This is a genomic window from Sphingobium sp. B12D2B (genome assembly GCF_025961775.1).
In the GTDB taxonomy this organism is placed as follows: domain Bacteria; phylum Pseudomonadota; class Alphaproteobacteria; order Sphingomonadales; family Sphingomonadaceae; genus Sphingobium.
In genome coordinates this window covers 1523328-1550157 of the sequence record NZ_JAOQOH010000001.1, presented here as the reverse complement: position 1 = coordinate 1550157, position 26830 = coordinate 1523328, and the positions used below count along the sequence as shown (strand labels likewise).

At 64.5% G+C, this 26830-nt stretch carries 27 protein-coding genes; 3 read left to right on the top strand and 24 right to left on the bottom strand.

What is annotated here, in order from left to right:
• Positions 1-11 precede the first annotated feature (11 nt).
• From M2335_RS07360 to M2335_RS07345, 4 genes are all read right to left on the bottom strand, one after another.
• On the bottom strand, positions 12-1436 hold the full coding sequence (locus tag M2335_RS07360; RefSeq protein ID WP_264594266.1) for an ATP-binding protein: 1425 nt from the start codon (positions 1434-1436) through the stop codon (positions 12-14).
• Positions 1433-2515 (bottom strand): hypothetical protein, encoded by a 1083-nt coding sequence (locus M2335_RS07355; protein ID WP_181560064.1) that lies wholly within the window; start codon positions 2513-2515, stop codon positions 1433-1435. Before M2335_RS07355 ends, M2335_RS07360 begins: the two co-directional genes overlap by 4 nt.
• A 33-nt stretch (positions 2516-2548) precedes the next feature.
• A complete protein-coding gene (locus tag M2335_RS07350; RefSeq protein ID WP_181560065.1) occupies positions 2549-3778 on the bottom strand; it encodes a hypothetical protein in 1230 nt (409 codons plus the stop codon).
• Positions 3779-3908: 130 nt separating this feature from the next.
• Complete coding sequence (locus tag M2335_RS07345) at positions 3909-4220, bottom strand: Hpt domain-containing protein (protein WP_264570741.1); 312 nt, start codon at positions 4218-4220, stop codon at positions 3909-3911.
• A gap of 268 nt (positions 4221-4488) precedes the next feature.
• Here M2335_RS07345 and M2335_RS07340 point away from each other — a divergent pair, with 268 nt between their 5' ends.
• A complete protein-coding gene (locus tag M2335_RS07340) occupies positions 4489-6675 on the top strand; it encodes a hypothetical protein (RefSeq protein ID WP_264594265.1) in 2187 nt (728 codons plus the stop codon).
• 50 nt (positions 6676-6725) lie between these two features.
• Here the strand turns inward: M2335_RS07340 and M2335_RS07335 are convergent, their stop codons facing one another.
• The 20 genes from M2335_RS07335 to M2335_RS07240 form a co-directional block, all read right to left on the bottom strand.
• The gene (locus tag M2335_RS07335) at positions 6726-7010 is read right to left on the bottom strand and encodes a DUF1467 family protein (RefSeq protein ID WP_264578589.1); all 285 of its coding nucleotides are present in this window, start codon (positions 7008-7010) and stop codon (positions 6726-6728) included.
• An 11-nt stretch (positions 7011-7021) separates the two neighbouring features.
• Entirely contained in the window at positions 7022-8668 is a 1647-nt protein-coding gene (locus M2335_RS07330; protein ID WP_264594264.1) for a ribonuclease J, read from the bottom strand.
• On the bottom strand, positions 8665-9453 hold the full coding sequence (locus M2335_RS07325) for a type III pantothenate kinase (RefSeq protein WP_264594263.1): 789 nt from the start codon (positions 9451-9453) through the stop codon (positions 8665-8667). Before M2335_RS07325 ends, M2335_RS07330 begins: the two co-directional genes overlap by 4 nt.
• 44 nt (positions 9454-9497) lie before the next feature.
• Complete coding sequence (locus M2335_RS07320) at positions 9498-10217, bottom strand: biotin--[acetyl-CoA-carboxylase] ligase (RefSeq protein WP_264594262.1); 720 nt, start codon at positions 10215-10217, stop codon at positions 9498-9500.
• A gap of 100 nt (positions 10218-10317) precedes the next feature.
• A complete protein-coding gene (gene nuoN / locus M2335_RS07315) occupies positions 10318-11757 on the bottom strand; it encodes an NADH-quinone oxidoreductase subunit NuoN (RefSeq protein WP_264594261.1) in 1440 nt (479 codons plus the stop codon).
• Complete coding sequence (locus M2335_RS07310; protein ID WP_264594260.1) at positions 11757-13304, bottom strand: NADH-quinone oxidoreductase subunit M; 1548 nt, start codon at positions 13302-13304, stop codon at positions 11757-11759. The genes nuoN and M2335_RS07310 overlap by 1 nt, the downstream gene beginning before the upstream one ends.
• Positions 13301-15412 carry an NADH-quinone oxidoreductase subunit L gene (gene nuoL, locus M2335_RS07305; RefSeq protein ID WP_264594259.1) on the bottom strand — a complete coding sequence of 704 codons (2112 nt, stop codon included), beginning with the start codon at positions 15410-15412 and terminating at the stop codon, positions 13301-13303. The genes M2335_RS07310 and nuoL overlap by 4 nt, the downstream gene beginning before the upstream one ends.
• Before the next feature lie 4 nt (positions 15413-15416).
• Positions 15417-15722 (bottom strand): NADH-quinone oxidoreductase subunit NuoK, encoded by a 306-nt coding sequence (gene nuoK, locus M2335_RS07300; RefSeq protein ID WP_181560075.1) that lies wholly within the window; start codon positions 15720-15722, stop codon positions 15417-15419.
• A gap of 145 nt (positions 15723-15867) precedes the next feature.
• On the bottom strand, positions 15868-16482 hold the full coding sequence (locus M2335_RS07295; protein ID WP_181560076.1) for an NADH-quinone oxidoreductase subunit J: 615 nt from the start codon (positions 16480-16482) through the stop codon (positions 15868-15870).
• A 30-nt stretch (positions 16483-16512) separates the two neighbouring features.
• On the bottom strand, positions 16513-16995 hold the full coding sequence (gene nuoI, locus M2335_RS07290) for an NADH-quinone oxidoreductase subunit NuoI (RefSeq protein ID WP_264570750.1): 483 nt from the start codon (positions 16993-16995) through the stop codon (positions 16513-16515).
• Positions 16992-18038: an NADH-quinone oxidoreductase subunit NuoH gene (nuoH, locus tag M2335_RS07285; RefSeq protein WP_264585340.1), complete on the bottom strand. Its 1047-nt coding sequence runs from the start codon at positions 18036-18038 to the stop codon at positions 16992-16994. Before nuoH ends, nuoI begins: the two co-directional genes overlap by 4 nt.
• The gene (nuoG, locus tag M2335_RS07280; RefSeq protein ID WP_264594258.1) at positions 18035-20047 is read right to left on the bottom strand and encodes an NADH-quinone oxidoreductase subunit NuoG; all 2013 of its coding nucleotides are present in this window, start codon (positions 20045-20047) and stop codon (positions 18035-18037) included. The genes nuoH and nuoG overlap by 4 nt, the downstream gene beginning before the upstream one ends.
• Positions 20048-20049: 2 nt before the next feature.
• Positions 20050-21390, bottom strand: coding sequence for an NADH-quinone oxidoreductase subunit NuoF (nuoF, locus tag M2335_RS07275; RefSeq protein WP_264570753.1), 1341 nt, complete (start codon positions 21388-21390; stop codon positions 20050-20052).
• Positions 21390-22055, bottom strand: a complete 666-nt coding sequence (locus M2335_RS07270; protein ID WP_264594257.1) for a complex I 24 kDa subunit family protein — start codon at positions 22053-22055, stop codon at positions 21390-21392. Before M2335_RS07270 ends, nuoF begins: the two co-directional genes overlap by 1 nt.
• Positions 22048-22239 (bottom strand): hypothetical protein, encoded by a 192-nt coding sequence (locus M2335_RS07265; protein ID WP_181560082.1) that lies wholly within the window; start codon positions 22237-22239, stop codon positions 22048-22050. Before M2335_RS07265 ends, M2335_RS07270 begins: the two co-directional genes overlap by 8 nt.
• On the bottom strand, positions 22236-22598 hold the full coding sequence (locus M2335_RS07260; protein ID WP_264595378.1) for a nuclear transport factor 2 family protein: 363 nt from the start codon (positions 22596-22598) through the stop codon (positions 22236-22238). Before M2335_RS07260 ends, M2335_RS07265 begins: the two co-directional genes overlap by 4 nt.
• Positions 22599-22609: 11 nt before the next feature.
• A complete protein-coding gene (locus M2335_RS07255) occupies positions 22610-23845 on the bottom strand; it encodes an NADH-quinone oxidoreductase subunit D (protein WP_264573157.1) in 1236 nt (411 codons plus the stop codon).
• Positions 23845-24732 carry an NADH-quinone oxidoreductase subunit C gene (locus M2335_RS07250; RefSeq protein WP_264594256.1) on the bottom strand — a complete coding sequence of 296 codons (888 nt, stop codon included), beginning with the start codon at positions 24730-24732 and terminating at the stop codon, positions 23845-23847. Before M2335_RS07250 ends, M2335_RS07255 begins: the two co-directional genes overlap by 1 nt.
• A 10-nt stretch (positions 24733-24742) precedes the next feature.
• Positions 24743-25309, bottom strand: a complete 567-nt coding sequence (locus tag M2335_RS07245; protein WP_181560084.1) for a NuoB/complex I 20 kDa subunit family protein — start codon at positions 25307-25309, stop codon at positions 24743-24745.
• Positions 25300-25674 (bottom strand): NADH-quinone oxidoreductase subunit A, encoded by a 375-nt coding sequence (locus M2335_RS07240; RefSeq protein WP_181560085.1) that lies wholly within the window; start codon positions 25672-25674, stop codon positions 25300-25302. The genes M2335_RS07245 and M2335_RS07240 overlap by 10 nt, the downstream gene beginning before the upstream one ends.
• 142 nt (positions 25675-25816) lie before the next feature.
• Between M2335_RS07240 and M2335_RS07235 the strand changes: the two genes are divergently transcribed.
• Together M2335_RS07235 and bfr are read left to right on the top strand one after the other, a co-directional pair.
• Entirely contained in the window at positions 25817-26119 is a 303-nt protein-coding gene (locus tag M2335_RS07235) for a (2Fe-2S)-binding protein (protein WP_319801191.1), read from the top strand.
• Positions 26120-26280: 161 nt separating this feature from the next.
• Complete coding sequence (bfr, locus tag M2335_RS07230; protein WP_181560086.1) at positions 26281-26760, top strand: bacterioferritin; 480 nt, start codon at positions 26281-26283, stop codon at positions 26758-26760.
• Positions 26761-26830 lie beyond the last annotated feature (70 nt).

Here is a 26830-nt window from a genome sequence, read left to right as displayed (position 1 = left end):
TACGCCTCAGGTCAGGCGTCCGCCCACACCGGCAGATCGAGCGTGAAGCGGGCGCCCTGCCCCAGCGCGCTCTCGACGGTCAGATCGCCGCTCATCGCGCGGGCAAGGCGGCGGGAGATATAGAGCCCCAGCCCGCTACCATCCCCGCCGGAGAGACCCAGCCGCTCGAACCGCTCGAAAATGCGCTGGTGATCGGCGGGGTCAATGCCGCCGCCCTGATCCGCAACGACGACGCGGGCGCGCCCGCTCTCGCTATCGACGCGGACCCAGATGGTGCTGTCGCGCGGGGTATGCCGCACCGCATTGCCGATGAGATTGACGAGAATCTGCAGCACGCGGCGATACTCACCGCAAGCCATGGCGCTCTCACCCAGCGGCGGTGTCTGGATACGGATGCCGCGCTCGCCGGCACGAACATGCAGCAGGCCGGCGGCTCGGCGCGCCAGATCGGCCAGATCGACGCGCTCCTTCGCCACCCGGAAATCGGGGCGCTCAATGGCGTGAAGATCTGACAAGTCATCGACCAGATCTAGCAGATGGCGGCTGGCCTGGGCGATGTCCGCGCCATAGCCTGCATATTCCTCTCGTAGTTCACCATGCGCCTGCGCAGCGATGCTGCCGGCATTGGCGATGATCCGCCCGATCGGTTGGCGAAGGGCGCGGTCCAGCCGGGGGGCGAAGCCGGCATCGAACATGCCATCGCCAAAGAGATCGTGGATCTCCGCCGACGGCGCCTCTGCCTCGACGCGGGGTCCCTGTGCGGGCTGGCTCTCCTGCGGCACCGCGCGGCCGCGATAGCCCATCAGCGCGCCATGCTCATCGAACAGCGGCTCGCCGGAAATGCGATAGAAGACGGCATCGTCGGCCCGCAGGCGCGCATGCTGGTCCGTAAACGGCATGCGCAGCGCCAACGCCTCAACCAGCGGCATCGGCGACACATCGTCCGCAATGATCGCATCGAGGCGGAAATAGGCCGTCAGCGGCTCGCCATCGCGGGGCGGCTCATGCCCGATGGCGGCGGCGTCTGCCGCAACCTGCCGGAAGCGCAGTTGCGTATCCACCTGCCATGGCCAGCCCGGCTCAACGGGCGCCAGACGGCGCGCCATCAGCACGCCCAGTTCGCCGGGCCATTGACGCGGAGCGCGCACCTGCCAGTCGACGATAGACATGGCATAGCCGTCCGCCTCCTGGCGGATCTGCACCCACATGCTCAGATCAGCCTCGCCCTGAGCCGCCTGCACCGCGCGGGAAATCGGGATGCGCAGGCGCGCGGCGAGGCGGACGAGCGCGGCCAGCGCGGGAATGGCGAGCGGCCCGTGCGGATCGCCGCCGGCATCGGCCTGCAACCGCGCAAGCGGCGCGTCGGCCGCGATGATGCGGCCGTCGCCGTCCAGCCGCGCCAGGATTGGCTCCGTGCCGGGGCGCGCGACTGTCATCGGCCGTCCAGCAGAGCGAGCTTGTCCGCCAGCGCGCGCGGGTTCATCCGGTCGAGCAGCCATTGCATGGCCTGCTCCGCATCGAACGCGCGATAGCCCTCGACGAAAGCGACCAGCGCGGCATCACCCCCTTCGGCGAGACCGGTGACCGGGCCGAGCATCTCTGCGACCTGAAAGGCGCCGGGATCGTCCACGCCCATGACCCGCAACAGGGCGAAGCGATCGCGATCCTGCGGGCCGATCAGCGCCTCCAGCACCTCGTCCAGCGCAATGCCGCCCTCGCACTCCACGATGGCGGCGAAGAGCAGCAGCCGCGCTTCCGCCAGCGCGTGCGGGGCGATGGCGAAGCGTTGATCCGAATTAAGCGCACGCGCGCAGCGGCGGGCCTGTGCGATGGCGCCCTGCCCTTCATCATGCCGGGCAATCAGCCCCTCGGCGGCGCGCGCGATGGCTGCCGTAAGCATGGGATCAGCGCCGGCGGCTTGTGCGCTGCTGCCGTTTACCAGCAGGGCCGCGACGGTCCACACGAGATCGTGATAGAGATCGGCCGGCAGGTCCGGCAGCATCGTTGCGTCGAGCAACATCGGCCCGCACCAGTTGCGCTCCGCCAGCGCGAGGCCAGCCAGTGCATCGAGATACCGACCATTGTCGCTGGCCTCGCTCTCCAGCCGCGAGCGATCGCCATGGCGACCCTCGAGCCGATATTGCCGCATCAGCAGCGACACGCAGGCGCGATGACGCAGATGGCGCAGCAGGTCCGGCGAAAGCACGGCGATGTCCCGCTCGATCGCCTGCCGCGCATAACCGGCATCGGGCATGGCGGAGGCCGAGGCCACGGGCTCGCGGGCCAGTCCGGCGACCAGCGCCTGCTCGACGGCGTTCATCAGCCCGGCAAGATGGATGCGCGTTTCGGCCAGCAAGGCATCGGTCCAGCGGCCCGGCGCATCGTCGGCCAGTCGCGCGAGATCGGCCCCATGGCGAACCTCCAGCGCCAGCCCGCGAGCAAAGCGCGCGGCAAACACCGCGCCTTCCCGCTCGCCGCCATGGCGTTGCTGAACCGGTTCACCCACGCCCGTCATGCCCCATCCCTAGCCAAACAGGCTTAACAGGCCCTAAAATTCGGACCTTCCCAAATGGAACAGTCGCGCGGCCAGAAGACCGGCCAGAACCCAGCCGAGCAGCGCAAAGGCTATTCCCACATAGCCGACGATAACGCCGCCAAGCACCATCAGCAATGCCGCCGGGACGCCGGGACGAAGCTGCACTTCCCAAAGCGCAGTGGGCGGCGTTCGTTCCGACCCGAAGGTGAAAAGAGTGAGGAACAGCAGCACGAACAGCACCGTCGTGAGCGCCAGCGGGTCCGCTCCCGCCGCGCGCAAACCGGTCATGCCCAACAGCAGCAGCGCGCCGCCCTGCACCAGCGCCAACGGCCACCGCCGACCGGTCGCGCGCAGGGTCAGTTGCGCATAACGGTCCGCCAGCGCCGCGATGCCGAGCGCCGGCAGCATGAGGAGCAGCGCCGGGAAAGCCCATCCGCTGAGTCCCACTGCCACGCTGCCCGCGCACAGCAGCACGGCGAGCAGCGCGATATGTCCCGGTTCCGCCTGCCGGTGCATCAACTCGCGCAGCAACGTACGCGAGAGCGGCGCCAGCAAGGCCGCAACGCCGCCGCCATCGCGCCAGCTTGCGTCGGGGGCGTAATCGCTGAGGGCATTCAGCGCCAGATCGGCGCTGGACTGATCGGTGAGGAAGGCCAACCGGCCCTGCAGCACCGGCTCGGGCGGCAGCATGATCCGCTCCACGCCATCCTGAACGGCGCGACGGAGCAAGGTGAGCACCAGATCCCACTCGCCCAGCATATCCAGCGTTGCGAGCAGCCGTTCCCCGGAAACACAGAACGCCCCGCCCCACATGCTGCTGGCATCCAGCCGCTCGAAGCTGGCCGTGCTCGCGCCAGAGGGCAGCACCAGCACCGCCTCGCCACCGCTGATCGTCAGGGCGTCGAGCGCTTCTGAGGGGATCACCGCCCCTTCCGCCATCAGCAGAACGAGGTCTTCCGGTGCAATCGTGCGGGCCAGTTCCGGCATGTCGCGCACCACGCTCACCGGGCAATCGGTCTCTCGCGCGATGTGATCGGCCATGCGGGTGAGGCCGGGCAAGTCCGCCTCGGCCGCCGCCGCATCGGCATGGATGATGAGCTTTTCCGCGCCCGCGCCAAGCGCCAGCCGCGCCTGATACTCGATGAGGCTCTGGCCGCCAAAGTCCAGCAGCGCCGATGACACGGGCGACTGCAGACCGTCCCGTGCGGCATTGCGCGCACTGAGCAGAGCGACCAGCACCATGGATGCTACCTAGAGACCGACATTCGACACAGACAATCTGTCTGGCAATGCGGTGGCCCGATTGCAAGGCCCCCATTTCGACACAGGGGGATGCCGTGAGAGTGATCAGCCGACACATGCGGTCGGGCTGTCAGTCTTCGTTTTCCGCCCCGACCGTCGCGAGCGCCTGGGTGATGCGCCGCAGGATGACCGGATCGCCCGGCGCGCCCACCAGCGCTTCATCAGCGAGGTTCATCAGGCGATTAACGCCAAAGCTGGCGCACAGCCCCTTGAGTCGCAGCGCCGCCATTGTCCAGTTCGCATCGCAGCGAGAACGGGCGAGAAGATCAACCTGCCGGCCTGCGCTTTCGAGGAATGCGCGACGCAAATCCGCGATGAGCGCACGGTCGGAACCGACTGCCGCAGCAAGGGCTGCTTCGAGCGTGCCAGGATCATATGCCATGGCCATCTGATAACCTTCGAAAGGTGAACAGAGTGTAAAACCGGGTTCCCCCTCAGAGGGAACATGTTAAGGAAATGTCATGTCCGACGCCCGAAAAGTCGAAAATCCGTCCCAAAACGGTACGGATGGGCGGGATATCGACCAGATTAGCGGCATCAATAAGGGGCCAGAACACGTGAAACAGGACGGCGTCTCGCGCCGCAACGAGTCGGATGCAGGCTGGGACGCGCCCGCCTTTCCCGATCGTTCTTCTGGGGGAGATCAAGGCATGGCCATATCCTTCGCAAACGGCGCCGAAGAGAGCGAACCGCTCAGCCCGGCGCGGAAAGCCGCTCTGGGGGGCTTGGGCGTCATTGCCGTCGGCTGGGTCGCGCTTGTGGTCGCCAGTGGGACCGATCCGGACATCGGCGCGCGCTCCGCATGGCTGATCAACCTGATCGCAGTCGCGACGGCACCCTTGTTGATCCTCGGCGGCCTCGCGGTGATCCTGATGCGACGCCCGGCTGCGGCGGCCGCCTCGATCAGCGCCGACGACGCCGCGCAGATCACCAGCGAAGCGCGCCAGGCCCTGACCATGCTTACTGACGTGAACGGCCAGCTTGCCGGCCAGACCCGCGAAACCGCCCGGGCAGCCGAGGCGGCGAGCGAGTCCCTGCGCCGATCCATGACGGACATCGCCGCGCAGACCGATCTGCTCGGCCAGAACAGCACGACCTCGCTCTCTCGCGTGAGTGCTGTCGGCGACCGGCTCGCCGCGATGGTTGATACGCTGCCCAAGCTGGAGGACCGGCTGGCGACACTGGGCGAAACGCTCGCACGGGTCGGTGGCGATCTGGGCCAGCGCCACGACGCGCTCGATCATCAATTGCAGGCGACAGCTTTGGTGGCGGAGGAAGTCCGCCTGCAGCTCACCGATGCCGGCAAGGCGCTCTCGGCGCAGATCTCCGGTCTGCGTGACGGCGCCCATGACGCAGGAGAAGAGCTGACCAATCTCTCCGAACTCTCCTCTGCCCGCCTCGACCTCATCATCGACCGCGTGAAAGCCGTGCTCGATGCGACCGAGCAGCGCCTTGATGCGCAGAATGCCGCGCTGGCCGCGCTCGTCGAACAGAGCGCCGCGGCGATCGACCGTGCATCCAGCGGCGGTCTGGATCGCTTCGCGTCCACCTGCCGCGAGATGGAAGCCCTGCTGGACGGTCTCGATGCCCGGCTGGAAGGGCAGACCGGCAGGAGCACGCAGTGGCTGACCCAGACGAGCGAGCAAGCAGCCGCGCTTGCAAATTCGTTCGATGCGCTGGAGCAGGCCTCGCTGGCGCGCACCCAGCAGCTTTCCGGCACGCTCAGCCGGCTGTCAGGGGAAACCAAGGCCCTGATCGAGACGCTGGGGCGCGGCGATGGCCATGCCGGCCAGCTTATCCAGCGCACTGAAGCGTTGCTGCTCGCCCTCGACAGCAGCGTGCGCGAGCTGGACGAGAGCCTGCCGGCCGCGATTGGCCGGGTGGAAAGCCAGCTTGGCACGATGCACGAGCGCATTCGCACGGCGGGGCCTGCGCTTGAGGCCGTGGAAGCGGTGGCGACCGGCGTCGTCAGCCAGTTGCGCGAGTCCGACAAGGCGACCAACACTCAGCTCAGCGTGCTCACCGAGGCTTTGTGCAAGTCGCAGGACGCTCTTGCCGCGCAGCGCCAGCAGATCGCGGCTCTGGCCGAGGCGGTCGAGCAGGCAGGTCGTGGCATGGAAACGCTCGGCGAAACCGTCGGCCCGCGCCTGGCGGAAGCGCTGGGCGAAGTCCGCAATGCCGCCGACGCCGCCGCTCTGCGCGCGCGCGAAGCGATGGACAGCGTGATCCCGACAGCCGCCCAGGGCCTCGCCGTGGCCAGCGACAAGGCCATCCGGCAGGTGGTCGAGGCGACCGTTTCGAGCGAACTGGCCCGGCTGGCCCAAGCGGCCGACGAGGCTGCGCAGACCGCCCAGAAGGCAACGCACAAGCTGAGCGGCGACATGCTGACCCTTGCCGAAGCCGGCAAGACGCTCGACCTCGCCATCAGCGCACATCGCGAGAAGCTGGAGACGCAGGACCGCGACCTGATCTCCGAACGCTCGGCCATGCTCATCGGCGCCTTGGGCGAGCACGCCATCGATGTCGGCAAATGGTTCGACAAGGATGTCTCGGACAGCGACTGGAACGCCTATCTCAAGGGGGATCAGGGTCTGTTCGCTCGGCGGGCGACCAAGCTGGTCAACAATGCCGAGGCGAAGCAGATCCACGCCCTCTATCAGGACGATGCCACCTTCCGCGAGCATGTGAACCGCTACATCCGCGACTTCGAAATGCTGCTGCGCACGGTGATGGCCGCCAAGGATGGCAGCACGCTGGCGCTGACAATGATCTCGTCGGATATCGGCAAGCTCTACGTGGCGCTTGCACAGGGTATCGACCGGCTTCGGCCAAATTGAGGCCGAACTGAGCGGGGCGCGCGGCTGAAACCGCGCGCCCGCCTCCCCGCTTATTGCCGGAGGCTCTCCGGCGCATTTAAAAACCCGTCGAAGCTGCGGATGGTCACCCAGCCATATTGCCAGTTCGCGTAGAACAGCGCAAAGAACAGGGCGGAAAGCACCGTCGTGCGCAGGATCATGCGGAAGAAGCGAAACTCATGGGGTGCGCTGTCCGCCTGCCCCGGCACCTTCTCCTTCCCAAGCTCGTCGCTGGTGCGCACGCCGAACGGCAACACCAGAAACAGGCTGAGAAACCAGATCAGAAAATAGATCGCCAGCGCGGAGCCGATTTGCATCCTCGCCTCCCTCAGCCGGCCTGCACGATCGTCACATCGACGATCGGCTTCTTGCCGGTCCACTCGAACGCCACGCGGCGCGCGCCGATGCGCACTGCTTCCCGCAAGGATTCGACGTCCCCACTCGCCTTGCCCTTGGCAACCACTGCGCCCACAGCCTTGGCCGCATCGGCCAGGAACTGCTCGCGATCATCCTCCACCGGCACGCCCTTGGTGCGGATATCCGGCACGCCCAGCATCTTGCCCTTGGAAGAAATGGCAAGCCCCACGCTCATATGGCCGTGGATCATGATCTTGCGGCGCTCGTTCATGGTGTTGCCATCGGCCGGCAGGATGACGTCGCCATCCAGCACGAGGCGTCCGGCGCGCGTCTCGCCGATCTTGTGCGGCCCATCGGGCGCGAGGCGGATGATGTCGCCATTGGTTTGCACAATGCCGCGCTCGATGCCCTGCTCGGCGGCAAAGCGCGCCTGTTCGGCCATATGGCGTAATTCGCCATGCACCGGAACGATCATCTCGGGCCGTATCCAGCCATACATTGCCGCAAGCTCCGGCCGCCCGGGGTGGCCGGAAACGTGGATATGCGCATCATTCTCGGTGATCATCACCACATTCTTGGCGGCCAGCGCATTCTGGATGCGGCCGATGGCCAGCTCGTTGCCAGGAATCTTGCGCGACGAGAAGATCACCGTGTCGCCGGTATCCAGCTTGATCGGGTGTTGATCGGTCGCGATGCGGGCGAGCGCGGCGCGGGATTCGCCCTGGCCTCCGGTCGCGATGATCATCGCCTCGCGCGGCGGCACCGCCATGATCGCGTCGAAGTCCAGCATCGGCGGCAGATTCTGCAGATAGCCGCAGCTCTTGGCGATGGTGATGATGCGATCGAGCGAGCGCCCCGCCACGCAGAGTTTACGCCCGGTGAGCCGCGCCACATTGGCCAGCGTCTGCAGGCGCGCGGCATTGCTGGCGAAGGTGGTCACCACCACCCTGCCCCTGGCGCCGGCGATGGTGCTCAGCAGATCGGCCTGCACAGAGCCTTCCGAGCCGCTGGCCTCGGGATTGAAGACATTGGTGCTGTCGCACACGAGCGCCAGTACGCCCTCGTCACCGACGGCTTTGAGTTCTTCCGCCGTGGAGGGCACGCCGATCTGCGGCTCGTCGTCGAGCTTCCAGTCGCCGGTGTGGAAGATGCGGCCAAAGGGCGTCTCGATCAGCAGCGCATTCCCTTCAGGAATCGAGTGCGCCAGCGGCAGATAGCGCATCCGGAAGTCGCCGAGTTGGAAGCTCTCGTCCTCCTGGATGACATGCAGCGTCACGCTGTCCGTCAGACCTTCCTCGGCAAGCTTGCCCCGCACCAGACCGGCGGTGAACGGCGTTGCATAGATCGGCACGTCGAGATCGGCCGCGAGATAAGGCACCGCGCCGATATGATCCTCATGCCCATGGGTAAGCACGATGCCGAGCAGATCCTTCTGCCGCTCCTCGATGAAGGCGGTGTCCGGCATGATGAGATCGATCCCGGGGAAGGACGGATCGGAGAAGGTCACCCCCAGATCCACCATCAACCATTTGCCACGACAGCCATAGAGATTGAGATTCATGCCGATTTCGCCTGACCCACCAAGGGCCAGGAAGAGAAGTTCATCGCCTGGCGTCATGCACTTTTTCCGCTGCGTTCATAAAGGAGTGCCAGGCCGGTCAATGTGAGATCCGGCACGATGGCATCGAAGAGATCGGTCTTCTGGTCGAACAAGATGGCGAGGCCGCCGGTGGCAAGAACAGTCGCCGGGCGGCCGATCTCCTTGCGCATCCGCATGACCAGCCCCTCCATCATTGCCACATATCCCCAGAAAACACCAATCAGCATCTGGTCCTCCGTGGTGCGGCCGATCACGGAATCATTGTTACGGGGGGATTCGATGGCGATGCGGGGCAGTTTCGCGGCATTGTTCACGAGCGCATCGAGCGACAGGTTGATGCCCGGCGCAATGATCCCGCCCTTATAGGCGCCGGTATAATCGATATAGTCGAAGGTGGTTGCCGTGCCGAAATCGATGACGATGAGATCGCCTTCATAGGCGTCATGGGCGGCGATGGCATTGAGCGCGCGATCCGCACCGAGCGTCTGCGGCATCGGCACGTCCACATTGATGTGCCACTCCACCGGCGGCTTGCCGGCAATCAGCGGCTCGACGCCGAAATATTTGCGGGCGAGCGTATCGAGATTATGCATCGCGCGCGGCACGACGGTAGAGACGATCACCGCCGTCACATCCTTCATGCCCAGCCCTTCGAGCTGGAGCAGCTGGTTGATCCACACGGCATATTCATCGCCGGTGCGGCGCGGATCGGTGGCGATCCGCCAGCGGGCGCGGATCGTGCGATTGGACGCGATCAGCGCGAAGACGACATTGGTATTTCCGGCATCGATGGCTAGCAACATGGGCTGATCCTCTCAGGCGGCGTTGCGCGTTTCCAGCGCCGAATTCAAGGCAATATGCCGACATCGCCGCTGTGGATGACGGCCTGTGTGCCATCCTCACGGGCCAGCATCAGCGCACCATCGTCGCGCAGGCCAGCAAAGCGCCCGTGTAAGGGGGCGCTGCCCGTGCCTGTCACCACCAGCGGCGTACCGACGGGATGCGCACGCGCGAGCCAGGCCGGGACGAGCGCGGCCATTCCCTCGGCGCGCCAAAGCAGCAGCCAGCGGTCGACCGCGAGAACCAACGCATCGAGGACTGTCTCCGCAGTGAGGCCGGCCCCGCCCGGCAGTGAGCTCAGCGCTACGGTCGGGCGGTCGGCGAGCGACGGCGCGGTGGCGATGTTGACCCCGATCCCGGCGATGATCGCCTGCCCCTCCCGCTCCAGCAACATGCCCGCGAGCTTGGCGCCATCCGCCAGCACATCATTGGGCCATTTCAGCAGGATCGACGCACTCTCAGCGAGGCGGGACAGCGCGTCATGGACCGCGATCCCCATCATCAGACTGATGCCGGTGACTGGCGGATCGCCCGGTTGCAACGCGATCAGCGTGGAGGCGTAGAGATTGCCCGTCGGGCTTTGCCATGCACGCCCAAGCCGCCCTCGCCCCGCCGTCTGAAGCTCGGCGCGCAGCCAGTGCCCATTCGGCCAGCGATCCGCCTGCGCGCGCAGATCGGCATTGGTGGAGCCAGTCTCCGGCACGACATGGATGCGCGCGTGCGCCATTTAGCCGCGCCCCTGTGACGCCATGCAGTGATCGAGGGTCATCGATGCGCCCACTGCGCACCGCCGCGTCGCCCCGCTCGTGAGGCGACACGCGGCGGTCTCAGAACAGCGAGGCTGCAGCAGCCGCGCTCGCCCGGTCGAGCCAGGGGTTGAGCAGATAGCCCACCACAATGATCGCCGCGCAGGCGGTCATAAGCCCATATTCCAGCGGGCTGCGCGCGGTGCCATAAGGCTCGGCCGGCTGGTCGAAGTACATCGTCTTGACCACCTTGAGATAATAGAAGGCACCAATCACCGAAGCCGCGATACCGATGGCGGCGAGCGGCGTGAGGCCCGCACCGACGGCGGCATCAAACACCAGGAACTTGGCCCAGAAGCCGAACAGCGGCGGAATGCCTGCAAGGCTGAACATGAAGATGGCCAGCGCAGCCGCCAGACCCGGCCGCGAGCGCGACAGGCCTGCAAGGCTCGCGATCGTCTCGACCGGGTTGCCGTTCTCGTCGCGCATCTGCAGCACACAGGCGAAGCTGCCGACCGTCATGATGATGTAGATGAACAGATAACTCATCACCGCCGCAACACCTTCGGCCGTGCCGGCTGCCAGACCGATCAGTGCGAAACCGATGTTGTTGATCGAGGAATAAGCCAACAGTCGCTTGATGTTGGGCTGGTTGATCGCCGCGACGGCACCCAGCACGATGGAGGCCAAGGCCATGAAGATGATGATCTGCTGCCAGGCGACGCCGCTCGGTCCCATCGCGCTGATCGCCACGCGCACTGTCAGAGCGAGCGCAGCGACCTTGGGTGCGCTAGCGAAGAAGGCGGTAACCGGCGTCGGCGCACCTTCATACACGTCGGGCGTCCACATGTGGAACGGCACCGCACTGATCTTGAAGGCAAGACCAGCCAGCACGAACACCATGCCGAACATTTCGCCGGTGCTCAGTCCATCGGCCATCGCTGCAGCGACACCAGTGAAGCTCGTCGTACCGGAGAAGCCATAGAGCAGCGACATGCCATAAAGCAGGATGCCGCTCGCGAGGCCGCCGAGTACGAAATATTTGAGGCCCGCTTCTGCCGACCGCGAATCCTTGCGGGCAAAGCTCGCCAGCACATAGGCCGCCAGACTCTGCAGCTCGAGGCCGATATAGAGCGTCAGCAGATCGGCCGCCGACACCATCATCGACATGCCGATGGACGAGAAGAGGATCAGCACCGGATATTCGGCGCGCAGGCCACCGTCGCCATCGAAGAAGCGCGGCGCCACGACGATGCAGGCCGCAGCCGCGAAGAAGATCAGCGCCTTGGCGAAACTCGCAAAGGCATCGGCGCGGTAGAGACCCTCGAAGATCAGGCCGCCGGCATTCACGGCCGGCGTGGCGATCAGCAGCCCGGCCACGGCCAGCGCCAGCACCGAGAGCCAGCTCACCGTGCGACCGGCGCTATCGCCTGCAAAGGCACTGACCATCAGCAGGACCAGGCCCGAGATCGTCAGCGTGATTTCCGGCAGGACCGAAGCAAATACGCCCAGGCTATCCATCAGTGCGCCCCCTCGGCGTGTTCTTCATGATGTGTTGTAACGGCCTTGCCCGTGCCCTTGGTGAGATGGGCGTCACCGGCGGGCTTCACCGCTTCCGTGCGGGCAACGATGCTGGCGACATTGCCGCGCATCGGCGCCAGGAAGCTTTCGGGATAGACGCCCATCCACAGGACTGCGGCGGCAATCGGCACCAGCAGCGCCAGTTCGCGCGCCGAGAGGTCCGGCATGGCGCGGACGTCGTCCTTGACCAGATCGCCGAACACCACGCGGCGGTAGAGCCACAGCATATAGGCGGCGCCCAGGATGATGCCGGTGGTGCAGACCAAAGCGACCCAGCTCGATGCCTGATAGATGCCCATCAGCGACAAGAGTTCGCCAACGAAGTTGCTCGTGCCCGGCAGGCCGACGGAGGCCATGGTGAAGAGCATGAACAGCAGCGCATATTTGGGCATGTTGACGGCAAGGCCGCCATAGCGACTGATCTCGCGGGTGTGCAGGCGATCATAAATGATGCCCACGCACAGGAAGAGTGCGCCGGAAACCAGGCCGTGGCCCAGCATCACCATCATGGCGCCCTCGACGCCCTGCTGGTTGAAGGCGAACAGACCGACCGTCACGATCGCCATGTGCGCGACCGAGGAATAAGCGATCAGCTTCTTCATATCGCTCTGCACCAGCGCGACGAGACTGGTGTAAACCACCGCGACCATCGACAGGCCCCAGACCAGCCAGGCCAGTTCGGCCGAGGCGACCGGGAACATCGGCAGCGAGAAGCGGATGAAGCCATAGCCACCCATCTTCAGCAGCACGCCGGCGAGGATGACCGACCCTGCGGTCGGCGCCTGCACGTGCGCATCCGGCAGCCAGGTGTGGACCGGCCACATCGGCATCTTCACCGCGAAGCTGGCAAAGAAGGCGAGGAACAGCCAGGTCTGCGCGTGCGGCGGGAAGTCATAGGCCATCAGCTCCGGAATGGCGGTGGAGCCGGCCGTGCGGACCATCCACAGCATCGCAATGAGCATCAGCACCGAGCCGAGCAGCGTATAGAGGAAGAATTTGTAGCTGGCGTAGATCCGGTCCGCGCCGCCCCAGATGCCGATGATGAGATACATCGGGATGAGACCGGCCTCGAAGAAGATGTAGAAGAGGAAGATGTCCTGCGCCGCGAAGACGCCGATCATCAGCGTCTCCATGAACAGGAACGCCGCCATATATTCGCCGACGCGGTCCTTCACGGATTCCCAGCTCGCGCCGATGCAGATCGGCATCAGGAACACCGTGAGTGCGATCAGCATCAGGGCGATGCCGTCGATGCCCAGCGCCCAGGCGAACCGCCCGAAGATCGGCGCATATTCGGTGAACTGCCATTCCGGCGCGCCGGGCGTCATGTCGAAGCTCAGCCAGAGGATAGCGCCCAGCACCAGGTCGATCAGGGTCGCGGCGAGCGCGATCCAGCGCGCCGACTGCGCCGAGACGAACAGGCAGGCGATGGCGCCGATCATCGGAACGGCGAGCATCAGCGAAAGGATGGGGAAGCTCTGGCTCATTTCGGCATGATCGCCCAGGTGACTGCCGCGGCGAGGCCAATCAGCATCACCAGCGCATAGGAATAGAGATAGCCCGACTGCATGGCCCGCGTGACCCGGCTGCCGGCGACGACGACTGCCGCCGCGCCATTAGGCCCGAACCGATCGATGACCCCCTGGTCGCCGCCCTTCCAGAAGACGCGGCCAAGCCACATGGCCGGACGAACGAAGATGAGATCGTACAGCTCATCGAAATACCACTTATGCAGCAGGAAGTCGTAGAGCAGGTAGAACTGGGCCGTGAATTTCGCCGGCCAGTCGGTATGGCGGATATAGGCCAGCCAGGCGATGGCGAGGCCGGTGAGCATGACGACGGCCGGCGTCGCCTTCACCCAGAACGGCACTTCATGCGCGGCATGGACGAGATGCTCGTTGAAATAGAGCGTGCTGGCCGCCCAGAAGCGGGCGCCCTCCTCGACCCCGAAGAAGCTGTAGTAGAACACATAGCCACCCAGCACCGCACCAAGGCTCAGCACGATCAGCGGGATGAGCATGACCAGCGGGCTCTCATGGGGGTGATAGCCTGCCGTGCCGGTCGCCTGCGCATCGACGCCATGGCCGTGCGGATCATGACCCGCATCTTCCTGCGCCGGCGGATTGTCCGCACCATGCTCGGCATGGCCGTATGCTTCGGCATGGGCATGGTCGTCATGACCGTGGCCGTGGGCATCATGGACAGCGTGCTGAATGTGCTCGCTGCCCGCCCAGCGGGGCTTGCCCCAGAAGGTCAGGAACATCAGGCGCCAGCTGTAGAAGCTGGTGAGCAGCGCCGCGAAGGCGCCGACGAAGAACGCGCCCGTGCCATGGCCGCCCGCCGCGAAGGCGCTCTCCAGGATCGCATCCTTGGAGAAGAAGCCGGCAAAGCCGAAATAGGTGCCGGGAACGCCGACGCCGGTGATGGCCAGCGTGCCGAGCAGCATCGTCCAGAAGGTGATCGGGATCGATTTCCGGAGGCCGCCATAATAGCGCATGTCCTGCTCGTGGTGCATGGCATGGATCACCGAGCCGGCGCCGAGGAACAGCAGTGCCTTGAAGAAGGCGTGCGTCAGCAGGTGGAACATGGCGGCGCCATAAGCGCCGACACCAGCAGCGAAGAACATGTAGCCGAGCTGCGAGCAGGTCGAATAGGCGATCACGCGCTTGATGTCGGTCTGCACCGTGCCGATTGTGGCGGCGAAGATGCAGGTTGCCGCGCCAACGATGGTGACCACCGCCATGGCCGTCGCGCTCGTCTCGAACAGCGGCGAAAGGCGGCAGACCATGAACACGCCTGCCGTGACCATGGTCGCGGCGTGGATGAGCGCGGAGACCGGCGTCGGGCCTTCCATCGCGTCCGGCAACCAGGTGTGGAGGCCGAGCTGCGCGGACTTGCCCATCGCGCCGATGAACAGCAGCAGGCACAGGACCGTCATGGTGTCGAGGCGCATGCCAAGGAAGCCGATGGTCGAACCGGCCATGGTCGGGGCCGCCGCCAGGATCGCCGGAATGTCGATCGTGCCGAACACCAGATAGATGCCGAAGATGCCGAGCATGAAGCCCAAGTCGCCGACGCGGTTGACCACGAACGCCTTGATGGCCGCAGCGCCCGCCGAGGGTTTCTTGTACCAGAAACCGATCAGCAGATAGGAGGCCAGGCCCACGCCTTCCCAGCCGAAGAACATCTGCAGCAGGTTGTTGGCGGTCACCAGCATCAGCATCGCGAAGGTGAACAGCGATAGATAGGCGAAGAAGCGCGGCTGATCCGGGTCCTCGTCCATATAGCCCCAGCTATACAGGTGGACGAGCGCGGAGACGCTGGTGATGACCACGAGCATCGTCGCCGTGAGCGAATCCACCCGCAGCGCCCAGCTGACGTCCAGCGTGCCCGAGCGCATCCAGGTGAACAGCTCGACAATCTGCGGCTGGGCATTGCCGGTGAGGTAGGAGATGAAGATGGGCCAGGAGAGCGCGCAGGAGAGGAACAGCGCGCCCGTCGTGATGATCTTGGACGGCACATTGCCGATGGCGCGCTGGCCCAGCCCCGCGATGATCGCGGCCAGCAGCGGACCGAAGACGATGATTGAGATCACGCGATCAGCCCTTCATCTGGTTGACATCGTCGACGGCAATGGTGCCGCGCTGACGGAAATAGATGACGAGGATCGCCAGACCGATCGCCGCTTCACCGGCGGCCACCGTCAGAACGAACATGGCGAAGACCTGCCCGACCAGATCGCCCAGATAGGCGCTGAACGCGACGAGATTGATGTTCACCGCCAGCAGGATCAGCTCGATCGCCATCAGGATGACGATGATGTTCTTGCGGTTGATGAAGATGCCGAGCACGCCGAGCACGAACAGGATCGCGCTGACGACGACATAATGACCCAGGCCGATCATGCGGAAAGACCTCCCTTTCCGTTCGCTTCGAGCCCTTCGACTGCCTGCATAGGCAGGCGCTCAGGACAGGCCAAGGCCGAGAAGCGGGGTGCGCGACGTGTCTCGACGACGCTCGACACGAACGGAGCGTTGATGCGGAAGAGGCTCACAGCTCTACCCCCTTGCCTACCGGCTGATCGATGTTGCGCACGGCATCCTCGGGCCGGCGGCGGACCTGCTTGCCGATGTCCTGCGAGCGCACGCCGCCACGGGCGCGATGCGTCAGCACGATGGCGCCGATCATCGCGACGAGCAGGATGAGCCCGGCCGCCTCGAACAGGAAGATATAGCGCGAGTAAAGCAGCGCGCCGATCGCCTGGATGTTCGGCATGTCCGTCGGTGTCGGCGCAGCCCGCTGCGCGAGCGTGACCTCACCGGCCTGCCAGATGGCGATGCCGAGCACCAGCTCGACCAGCAGGATCAGCGCTATCGCGCCGCCCAGCGGGAAATAACTGACGAACCCGGCTCGCAACTCCGCGAAATCGATGTCGAGCATCATCACCACGAAGAGGAAGAGCACGGCGACCGCACCCACATAGACGATGACGAGCAGCATCGCGACGAACTCGGCGCCGAGCAGCACCATGAGTCCCGCCGCGTTGAAGAACGCCAGGATGAGCCAGAGCACGCTGTGCACCGGATTGCGCGCGAGAATGACCATCGTGGCGGATGCCACGACGATGCTCGCGAACAGGTAGAAGGCGAAAACTTGAACGGTCAAAACGTCCCCCTCTGGTCCCTTCGCGGCGCCTTAACGGTAGGGGGCATCGGCGGCAAGGTTCGCCGCGATTGCCCGCTCCCATTTGTCACCATTGGCGAGCAGTTTCGCCTTGTCGTAATAGAGTTCTTCACGGGTTTCCGTGGCGAACTCGAAGTTCGGGCCTTCCACGATCGCGTCGACCGGGCAGGCTTCCTGGCAGAAACCGCAATAGATGCACTTCACCATGTCGATATCGTAGCGCGTCGTGCGGCGCGAGCCATCGTCGCGCGGCTGCGCCTCGATGGTGATCGCCTGCGCCGGGCAGATTGCCTCGCAAAGCTTGCATGCGATGCAGCGCTCTTCGCCATTGGGATAACGGCGCAGCGCATGCTCGCCGCGGAAGCGGGGCGAGATCGGGTTCTTCTCATAGGGGTAGTTGATGGTCGCCTTTGGCTTGAAGAAATACTTCAAGGTCAAAGCGTGCGCCTTCAAAAACTCCCAGAGGGTGAAGGATTTGACGAGATGCGCAATCATGCGCCGCCTCCATAGCGGGTCAACATCAGGAACCCGGACACGAGGAATACGAAGAAGAGCGAGAGCGGCAGGAAGACCTTCCAGCCCAGCCGCATCAGCTGGTCATAGCGGAAGCGGGGCACCGTCGCCTTCACCCATGAGAAGATGAAGAAGAACACGAAGGTCTTGCCCAGCAGCCAGATGATGCCCGGCACAACGTAGAGCGGCGCCCAGTCGATCGGCGGCAGATAGCCACCCCAGAAGAGCAGCGCGTTGAGCAGGCACATCAGGATGACGTTGGCATATTCACCGAGCCAGAAGAGCGCGAAGCTCATCGACGAATATTCGGTCTGATAGCCGGCGACGAGCTCGGATTCAGCCTCGGTCAGGTCGAAGGGCGCCCGCGCCGTCTCCGCCATGGACGAGATGAGGAACACCACCGCCATCGGGAAGAGCAGCGGGTTGAAGCCGTGGCCATTCAAAAAGCCATAATAGCTGCGCTGCGTCTCGACGATGGTCGAGAGATTGAAGCTGCCCGACCAGAGCACGACGCTGATCAGCACGAAGCCGATCGAGACCTCATAGGAGATCATCTGCGCACTGGCGCGCATCGCAGAGAAGAAGGGATATTTGGAATTGGACGCCCAGCCCGAGATCACCACGCCGTAAACGCCGAGCGAGCTGATCGCGAGAATATAGAGCAGGCCGACATTGATGTCCGCCAGCACCATTCCGGCATCGAATGGGATCACCGCCCAGGCTAGCAGCGCCACCGTGAAGGTGATGATTGGCGCGAGGATGAACAGGCCCTTGTTGGCCGCACTCGGGATGATCGTTTCCTGCAGGAAGACCTTGAGGCCGTCCGCGAACGACTGGAGCAGGCCGAAGGGACCGACGACGTTCGGGCCGCGACGCAGCGCCATCGCCGCCCAGATCTTGCGGTCGGCATAGATGATCATCGCGACGGCCAGCATGAGGGGCAGCGCGATGAGCAGGATGAGGATCAGGTTGGCGACGAACCAGCCGAAGCCCGTGCCCAGATAGGTCTGGAAAAACTCGGTCATTCCGCGGCCTCCGCGAACTCTTCACCCATGACCAGTTCTGCCGAGCAGCGCTTCATCGTCGGGCTGGCCCTGCAGATGGCGTTGGTCAGATAGAAGTCCTTGATCGGCAGGCTAATCGGGCCGGTCGCATTGCTCGCCAGCGACGGGGCCGACCAGCCGAATTCGACCAGGCCTTCCTGCGCCAGCGCCGGGACGGCGGCATACATGGCCGCGCGCAGTGCCTCGAAGCTGTCGAACGGCAGCGTCTTGCCCAGCACATCGGAGAGCGCGCGCAGGATCGTCCAGTCCTCGCGGGCATCGCCCGGCGCGAACACGGCCTTGTCACCGCGCTGCACGCGGCCTTCCGTGTTCACATAGGTGCCGGCCTTCTCGGTATAGGCTGCGCCGGGCAGGATCACGTCCGCCGCGTGGGCGCCCTTGTCGCCATGATGGCCGACATAGACTTTGAAGCTCTTGCCGAAGAGATCGAACGGCACATCGTCCGCGCCCATCAGGAACAGCAGCTTGGGCTCGCTCTGGGCTATCGCCTTCACCCCGCCCTGCGCCGCATAGCCAAGCATCAGCCCGCCCATGCGTGCGGCGGCCATGTGGACGACGTTGAAGCCGTTCCAGTCAGGCTTGATGAGACCCAGCGTGTTCACCGCCGCCAGTGCGGCGCCATGCACGCCCGCGGCCGCCAGCGCACCGCCGCCCATGATGAGCGCCGGGCGGTTGGCCGCAGCGAAGGCATCAAGCACATCCTTGGGCAGATTCGCGAGCAGCGCGGCATCGTTGCCGAGCGAGGTCACCTTGTAGGTCAGGTCCACATCAGGCCCGATGGTCCAGACCTTGGCGCCCTTCTTGATGGCCTTGCGGATGCGCGTGTTGATCAGCGGCGCTTCCCAACGCAGATTAGTGCCGACCAGCAGGATCGCGTCCGCCGTCTCGATGCCGGCGAGCGTCGAATTGAAGTTCACCGCCGAGAGGCTGGAAACCTCATAGTCGAGGCCGCCCTGGCGGCCTTCGAGCAGCGAACCGCCAAGACCATGGACAAGCTCACGCGCGGCGAACATCGTCTCGCAATCGAGCTGATCGCCGGCGATCGCCGCGACCGAACCGTTGGCGCTTTTCGCCGCGGCAGCGATGGCCGCAAAGGCCTCGTCCCACGTCGCGGGGACGAGCTGACCGTCCTTGCGAACATAGGGCTTGTCCAGCCGCTTGCGCATCAGCCCGTCAACGGCGTGGCGGGTCTTGTCGCTCGCCCACTCCTCGTTCACGTCATCATTGACGCGCGGCAGCACGCGCAACACGGCGCGGCCACGGCTGTCGATGCGGATATTGGTGCCCACCGCATCCATCACGTCGATGGCGAGCGTCTTCTTGAGCTCCCAGGGCCGTGCTTCGAAGGCATAGGGCTTGGACGTCAGCGCGCCGACCGGGCAAAGATCGACCACATTGCCGGATAGCTCGCTCTTGGCGGCATGCTCCAGATAGGTGGTAATCTGCATGTTCTCGCCGCGATAGATCGCGCCGATCTCCGGCACGCCGGCCACTTCCTCGGCAAAGCGCACGCAGCGCGTGCACTGGATGCAGCGGGTCATCACCGTCTTGACGATGGGGCCCATATATTTCTCGGTGACCGCGCGCTTGTTCTCGTCGTAGCGCGATTGGCCACGCCCATAAGCGACGGACTGGTCCTGCAGATCGCACTCGCCGCCCTGATCGCAGATCGGGCAATCGAGCGGGTGATTGATGAGCAGGAACTCCATCACGCCCTCGCGGGCCTTCTTCACCATCTCGCTGTCGGTGCGGATTTCCTGCCCGTCAGCGGCCGGCAGCGCGCAGCTCGCCTGCGGCTTGGGCGGCCCGGGCTTCACCTCGACAAGGCACATGCGGCAATTGCCCGCGATGGAAAGGCGCTCATGATAGCAGAAGCGCGGAATTTCCTTGCCGGCCAGCTCGCACGCCTGAAGCACGGTGGCTCCGGCGGGCACTTCGATGTCGATGCCGTCTACTTTGACTGTGGGCATGATTACTCCGCTGCCTCCAGCACAGGGGCGCCGCCGCGCTTGGCCGCGATGCGGCGCTCGATCTCGGGGCGGAAATGGCGAATGAGGCCCTGGATCGGCCAGGCGGCTGCGTCGCCGAGCGCGCAGATAGTGTGGCCTTCGACCTGCTTGGTGACCTGGAAGAGCATGTCGATTTCTTCCACCTCGGCATCGCCGCGCACAAGCCGCTCCATCACGCGCCACATCCAGCCCGTACCTTCGCGACAGGGCGTGCACTGGCCGCAGCTCTCATGCTTGTAGAAGTAGCTGAGCCGCGCGATCGCCCGGACGATGTCGGTCGACTTGTCCATGACGATGACCGCTGCCGTGCCGAGGCCTGAGCCGAGCGCGCGCAGGCCGTCGAAGTCCATCGGCGCGTCCATGATCTCGGCGGCCGGCACCAGCGGCACTGAGGAGCCGCCGGGGATGACCGCGAGGAGATTGTCCCAGCCGCCGCGAATGCCGCCGCAATGGCGATCGATCAGCTCGCGGAACGGGATGCTCATGCTCTCCTCGATCACGCACGGCTTATTCACATGGCCGCTGATCTGGAAGAGCTTTGTGCCGCGGTTGTTCTCGCGCCCGAAGCTGGAGAACCAGCCGGCGCCGCGCCGCAGAATGGTCGGCGCAACCGCGATGCTCTCGACATTGTTGACCGTGGTCGGGCAGCCATAGAGGCCCGCGCCCGCCGGGAATGGCGGCTTGAGGCGGGGCTGGCCCTTCTTGCCCTCGAGGCTCTCGATCTGCGCGGTTTCCTCGCCGCAGATATAGGCCCCTGCCCCGCGATGCACGAACACGTCGAAATCATAGCCCGAGCCGCAGGCATTCTTGCCGAGGAAACCCTTGGCATAAGCCTCTTCCACCGCCGCGAAGAGCACCTTCGCCTCGTAGATGAACTCGCCACGGATGTAGATATAGGCCGCCCGCGCGCGCATCGCGAAGCCGGCGACGAGCGCGCCCTCGATCAGCTTGTGCGGGTCGTGGCGGATGATCTCGCGGTCCTTGCACGAGCCCGGCTCGGACTCGTCGGCGTTGATGACCAAGAAGCTCGGACGCCCGTCCTTGCTTTCCTTGGGCATGAAGCTCCACTTCATGCCGGTCGGGAAGCCGGCGCCACCGCGACCCCGCAGGCCCGAGGCCTTCATGATGTCGATGATGCCATCCTGCCCAATTTCGAGCAGCTTCTTGGTATTGTCCCAATCGCCCCGCTTCATGGCGGCGTCGATGCGCCAGTCCTGATAGCCATGGACGTTGGTGAAGATGCGGTCCTTGTCTTCCAGCGGGCCGACAAAGGGCGGCGGCGCGGCGGGCGTTTCGTCAGCCATTACCATTCCCCCCGATAATCATGATTCTCGGTGACCATCGCCTTCGTCGCCGTCGGCCCGCCCTCGGGCGCGCTGGTCTGCCGGTCGATCTGCGGGCCGATCTTGGGCTGCTTGCCGGCTGCGAGATCGTCGAGGATCGCCGTCATGCTGTCGAAGGTCAGGTCTTCGTAATTGTCGTCGTTGATCTGGACCATCGGCGCATTGGCGCAGGCGCCGAGGCACTCGACCTCGGTGAGCGTGAACAGGCCATCGGCCGTCGTGCCGCCCTTGTGAAGGCCCTTCGCCTTGCAGGCGGCCAGCACATCGTCGCTGCCGCGCAGCATGCACGGCGTCGTGCCGCAGACCTGCACATGAAACCGGCCGACCGGCGCCAGATTGTACATGGTGTAGAAGGTCGCGACCTCGTAGGCGCGCATGAACGGCATTTCGAGCTGGGCGGCGACATATTCGATCACCGGGATCGGCAGCCAGCCCTGCGTGTTCGTCTCCGCACCGACCTGCCGCTGGGCGAGATCGAGCAGCGGCATCACTGCCGACTGCTGGCGTCCCTCGGGATAGCGCGCGATGACCTTCTTGGCCTGCTCGGCATTTTCCGGCGTCCAGGCAAAGCCGCCCCAGCGGGCGCGGACTTCGGCTTCATCGGGGATCTGGGGCGCGTCAGCCATTCTCGCGGATCCGCTTGCTGTAGGCCGGCGCGCCGAAGGTCAGCCAGAAATAGACCGTGGCGCATGCCAGCCCGGCGACCACGCCATCAGGAACATCGGCCATGCGGTCCAGCACGATCAGCACCATGCCGGCAAGGCTCAGCACCAGGATATGCAACCAGACGGGTGTTGCGTCGCCCCTCATCGAATGAACTCCACGCGCGACACCTTGTCGCCCTCGAATGAATAGACTGCGATCACATCGAACGGCTCGACCAGCTCCGAGCCATCGCTGGCCGGGCCGCGCGTGACATGCTCGCGCATCAGCACATAGCTGCCGATGGCCTGTGCCTCGACGATCTCCGCATGGTTCTGCGGCCATTTGGCGAAAGCGGCGGCGAGGCCCGAGCGGGTCCCTTCCTTGCCTTCGCGCACGACGGCGCCGCGATAATTCGCCTCGCAGGCCTCATCCGTCATCAGCTCGACATAGGCGTCGGCATCCTGACGATTGTAGCGGGCGATCATCTCGCGGGTGATGGCGATGCGCTCGTCAGCGGACAGCATGGTTGCAACACTCACCGGTCGCACTCCCCGAACACGATGTCCATCGCGCCGAGAACGGCCGTGGTGTCGGCGAGCATGTGGCCCTTCATCAGGAAGTCCATGGCCTGCAGATGGCTGAACGCCGTCGGGCGGATCTTGCAGCGATAGGGCTTGTTGGTCCCGTCGCTCACCAGATAGACGCCGAACTCGCCCTTGGGGCTTTCGGTCGCCACGTAGACTTCGCCCTCGGGCACGTGGAAGCCCTCGGTATAGAGCTTGAAGTGGTGGATGAGTGCTTCCATCGACTGCTTCATCTCGCCGCGCTTGGGCGGCACGACCTTGCGATCGAGTGAAGCGACCGGGCCGTCCGGCATCTCGTTCAAGCACTGCTTCATGATCCGCGCCGACTGGCGAACCTCTTCCACGCGCACCATGAACCGGTCGTAGCAGTCGAAGTTGGTGCCGACGGGCACGTCGAACTCCATGCGATCATAGACATCGTAAGGCTGGGCCTTGCGGATGTCCCACGGAATGCCGGAGCCACGGAGCATTGGGCCGGAGAAGCCCCAGCGCAGCGCGTCTTCCTTGGAGCAAACCGCGATGTCGACATTGCGCTGCTTGAAGATGCGGTTGTCCGCCACCAGGCTGATCGCATCCTCGAAGAGGCGCGGCAGGCGCGTGTCGAGCCAGTCGCCAATATCGGTGAGCAGCTTGAGCGGCACGTCCTGATGAACGCCGCCCGGACGGAAGTAAGCCGAGTGCATGCGGGCACCGGATGCGCGCTCGAAGAAGTTGAGGCAGTCCTCGCGGATCTCGAACATCCACAGGTTCGGCGTCATCGCGCCGACGTCCATGACGTGAGAGCCGAGGTTCAGCATGTGGTTGCTGATCCGCGTCAACTCCGCAAAGAACACGCGCAGATACTGCGCGCGCAGCGGGACTTCGAGGTTCAGCAGCTTCTCGATGGCCAGCACATAGCTGTGCTCCATGCCGAGCGGCGAGCAATAGTCCAGCCGGTCGAAATAGGGCAGCGCCTGCAGATAGGTCTTATACTCGATCAGCTTCTCGGTGCCGCGGTGCAGCAGGCCGACATGCGGATCGCAGCGCTCCACGATCTCACCCTCAAGCTCCATAACCAGACGCAGCACGCCGTGGGCAGCGGGGTGCTGCGGGCCGAAGTTGATCGTATAGTTCTGGATCGCGGTGTCGCCGAGCGCCGGATCGGCGTCGTCAACAAGATGCTCCAGCTTGTCGAGATATTCGGACATCAGGCGTCACCCTCGGGCGTCTTGGGCTTGCGCGTACGCTTCGGCTTGTTTTCCACCGGGGGCGTGTCTTCCACCGGCGCAGACGCAACCTCAGCCTTCTTGGCACGCGGCGCACTGGCCTGCTTGGTCGCAGCCTTGTCGGCCGGCGCACCGGCACCGGTATCCGCAGGCTTGTCCGTCGTCTTGGCCGTCTTTGCGTCCGGGGAAGCCGATGCGGGCGGGGGTGGCGGCGGAGGTGGCGGCGGCGTGGGCGCACCCGGCGCCTCGCCCTTGGCCTTCTCGTCGCCCGGCAGCACATATTGCGCGCCTTCCCACGGGCTCATGAAGTCGAAGCTGCGGAAGTCCTGGGCCAGCTTCACCGGCTCATAGACCACCCGCTTCTGCTCTTCCGAGTAGCGCAGCTCGACATAGCCGGTGAGCGGGAAGTCCTTGCGGAACGGATAGCCCTTGAAACCATAATCGGTGAGGATGCGACGCAGGTCCGTGTTGCCCTCGAACAGCACGCCATACATGTCGAACACTTCACGCTCGAGCCAGCCGGCAACCGGCCAGAGATGCGTGACGGTCGGCACCGCATGATCCTCATCGGTGCGCACCTTGACGCGCAGGCGATGATTCTTGGTCACCGAAAGCAGATGATAGCAGACCTCGAAGCGCTCGGCGCGGTCGGGGTAGTCGACCCCGGCGATCTCCATGAGCTGCTGATAGTCGAAGCGATCGCGCAGAAGCTGCAACGCATCGGCCAGCGCCTCGCGCTGCACGCCCACGCTCAGCTCGAAATGCGCATCCTTGATCGCCAGCACGACATCGCCCAGCGCGGCGCGAATGGCATCGGCCAGACCCTCGATCGGCTCGACCCGCGGTGCGGAATGAACGGCTGTCACCATATCCGCCCCCTCAACGCTCTATCGTGCCGACCCGGCGGATTTTCCGCTGGAGCTGCATGATGCCATAAAGCAGCGCTTCGGCGGTCGGGGGGCAACCGGGGACATAGATGTCCACGGGCACGATCCGGTCGCAACCGCGCACGACGCTGTAGCTGTAATGATAATAGCCGCCGCCATTGGCGCACGAGCCCATCGAGATGACGTATTTCGGCTCGCTCATCTGGTCGTAGACCTTACGCAGCGCCGGAGCCATTTTGTTGCACAGCGTGCCGGCGACGATCATCACGTCGCTCTGGCGCGGAGACGCGCGCGGGGCCGCGCCGAAGCGCTCCATGTCGTAGCGCGGCATGTTCACATGGATCATCTCGACCGCGCAGCAGGCGAGGCCGAAGGTCATCCACCACAGCGAGCCGGTGCGCGCCCAGTTGAACAGGTCTTCCGTCGACGTGACGAGAAAGCCCTTGTCGCTCACCTCGGTGGAGAGCGCCTTGAAGAATTCGGGATCTGGCTGCGTGGCCGGCGGAACCCCGATCAGCGGAGCGCCCAGCGTGCCCGGCCGTTCAAGTTCTACTCCCAATCGAGTGCTCCCTTCTTCCAGGCATAGACGAGGCCGAGCACCAGCTCGAAAATGAAGATCATCATCGCGCCCCAGCCGGCCCAGCCGATTTCAGCCAGACTCACCGACCAGGGGAAGAGAAACGCCGCTTCCAGATCGAAGATGATGAACAGGATGGCGACGAGATAGAAGCGCACGTCGAACTGACTGCGCGGATCCTCGAATGCGGGAAAGCCGCACTCATATTCGCTCAGCTTTTCCGGGTCCGGCTTGTGCGATCCCGTCAGCCGGCCGACGGCCATGGGCAGGAACACGAACGCGCACGACAAGCCCAATGCGACAACCAGAAACAGCAGGATCGGCAGATATTGCGACAGATCGACCACTTGAATCCCCTAGGCTTAATAGCCTTTGATGGGGGCGCTTTAGGACTGCTGCACCTGCGAGGCAACCCTTGGACGGGCTGAGAATGATTCGCAACAAATCAGCCGAGCCTGAGCCCCTCCCCTTGGCGCACAGACCGGCAGGATGCCCAACCATTCGTCGCATTCGATCACGTCGGAGATTGCAAATGCCTCGCAACAACACTATCAACGAATCATGCTTGTCTGTATCTGTAATGCGATCACGGAACAGGAACTGCGCAGCGTTGCTCGCCAGGGTGTGACGTGTCCCGAAAGCGCCTACCGGGCGCTCGGCAAAACGCCGCAATGTCGCATCTGCCTCGATCATGCGGAAGATGTGATGGTGGAAGAGCAATCCTCCTGCCGGGGGCGCTGCAGCCGCAGCCTCAATGCGCCGAGCCAGACCGGCACCTGGGCAACGGCCTGAGCCGACCAGCCAAGCCCCATTCCTGACTATCATTGGCATTAGCGAAGAAGTGCACCGCTATTAAGAACCTATCGCACCCACGGTTGCGAGACGTTCTCGCGTGAATTATTGCCGCTTTGCTGCTAGTTCCGCTCCATCGACTGACGACATGGAGACAGAACATGAAGGGTGACGAAAAGGTCATCGAATTTCTCAATGGCGCGCTCAAGAACGAGCTGACAGCCATCAACCAGTATTTCCTCCACTACCGTCTTCTCGATCATTGGGGCATCTCGAAACTCGCCAAGTTTGAGTATGAGGAATCGATCGACGAGATGAAGCACGCCGACAAGCTGGCGGAGCGCATCCTGTTTCTCGATGGCCTGCCCAACTTCCAGCTGCTCGGGCGCCTGCGCATCGGCAGCACGGTCGAGGAAGTGCTCAAGGCCGACCTCGATACCGAATTGGAGGCGATCCCGCTGCTGCGCGATGCCATCCAGCATTGTGAGAGCGTGCGCGACTATGTCAGCCGCGACCTGTTCCAGCACATCCTCGACAGCGAGGAAGACCATGTCGACAAGCTGGAGACGCAGTTCGAGATGATCGAGCGGATGGGCCTGGCCAATTATATCCAGCTCAACAGCGAGGCTGTTGAAGGCTGACGCGCCGTCCAGAAGCAAAAAGGGCGCCCCTGCTGGCCGAATGGCGAGTAGCGGGCGCCCTTTTTGTTGG

Bases quoted from the DNA above. Each gene is read 5' to 3' on its own strand.
- M2335_RS07310 (WP_264594260.1), bottom strand. From the start codon at position 13,304: ATGAGCCAGAGCTTCCCCATCCTTTCGCTGATGCTCGCCGTTCCGATG.
- M2335_RS07335 (WP_264578589.1), bottom strand. From the start codon at position 7,010: ATGCAAATCGGCTCCGCGCTGGCGATCTATTTTCTGATCTGGTTTCTC.
- M2335_RS07340 (WP_264594265.1), top strand. From the start codon at position 4,489: ATGGCCATATCCTTCGCAAACGGCGCCGAAGAGAGCGAACCGCTCAGC.
- M2335_RS07260 (WP_264595378.1), bottom strand. From the start codon at position 22,598: ATGCTGTCCGCTGACGAGCGCATCGCCATCACCCGCGAGATGATCGCC.
- nuoN (WP_264594261.1), bottom strand. From the start codon at position 11,757: ATGGATAGCCTGGGCGTATTTGCTTCGGTCCTGCCGGAAATCACGCTG.
- nuoK (WP_181560075.1), bottom strand. From the start codon at position 15,722: ATGATCGGCCTGGGTCATTATGTCGTCGTCAGCGCGATCCTGTTCGTG.
- bfr (WP_181560086.1), top strand. From the start codon at position 26,281: ATGAAGGGTGACGAAAAGGTCATCGAATTTCTCAATGGCGCGCTCAAG.
- M2335_RS07320 (WP_264594262.1), bottom strand. From the start codon at position 10,217: ATGGCGCACGCGCGCATCCATGTCGTGCCGGAGACTGGCTCCACCAAT.
- M2335_RS07270 (WP_264594257.1), bottom strand. From the start codon at position 22,055: ATGGCTGACGCGCCCCAGATCCCCGATGAAGCCGAAGTCCGCGCCCGC.
- nuoF (WP_264570753.1), bottom strand. From the start codon at position 21,390: ATGGCTGACGAAACGCCCGCCGCGCCGCCGCCCTTTGTCGGCCCGCTG.
- M2335_RS07250 (WP_264594256.1), bottom strand. From the start codon at position 24,732: ATGGTGACAGCCGTTCATTCCGCACCGCGGGTCGAGCCGATCGAGGGT.
- nuoI (WP_264570750.1), bottom strand. From the start codon at position 16,995: ATGATTGCGCATCTCGTCAAATCCTTCACCCTCTGGGAGTTTTTGAAG.
- M2335_RS07255 (WP_264573157.1), bottom strand. From the start codon at position 23,845: ATGTCCGAATATCTCGACAAGCTGGAGCATCTTGTTGACGACGCCGAT.
- M2335_RS07355 (WP_181560064.1), bottom strand. From the start codon at position 2,515: ATGACGGGCGTGGGTGAACCGGTTCAGCAACGCCATGGCGGCGAGCGG.
- M2335_RS07330 (WP_264594264.1), bottom strand. From the start codon at position 8,668: ATGACGCCAGGCGATGAACTTCTCTTCCTGGCCCTTGGTGGGTCAGGC.
- M2335_RS07235 (WP_319801191.1), top strand. From the start codon at position 25,817: ATGCCCAACCATTCGTCGCATTCGATCACGTCGGAGATTGCAAATGCC.
- M2335_RS07325 (WP_264594263.1), bottom strand. From the start codon at position 9,453: ATGTTGCTAGCCATCGATGCCGGAAATACCAATGTCGTCTTCGCGCTG.
- M2335_RS07265 (WP_181560082.1), bottom strand. From the start codon at position 22,239: ATGAGGGGCGACGCAACACCCGTCTGGTTGCATATCCTGGTGCTGAGC.
- M2335_RS07350 (WP_181560065.1), bottom strand. From the start codon at position 3,778: ATGGTGCTGGTCGCTCTGCTCAGTGCGCGCAATGCCGCACGGGACGGT.
- M2335_RS07345 (WP_264570741.1), bottom strand. From the start codon at position 4,220: ATGGCATATGATCCTGGCACGCTCGAAGCAGCCCTTGCTGCGGCAGTC.
- nuoG (WP_264594258.1), bottom strand. From the start codon at position 20,047: ATGCCCACAGTCAAAGTAGACGGCATCGACATCGAAGTGCCCGCCGGA.
- nuoH (WP_264585340.1), bottom strand. From the start codon at position 18,038: ATGACCGAGTTTTTCCAGACCTATCTGGGCACGGGCTTCGGCTGGTTC.
- M2335_RS07360 (WP_264594266.1), bottom strand. From the start codon at position 1,436: ATGACAGTCGCGCGCCCCGGCACGGAGCCAATCCTGGCGCGGCTGGAC.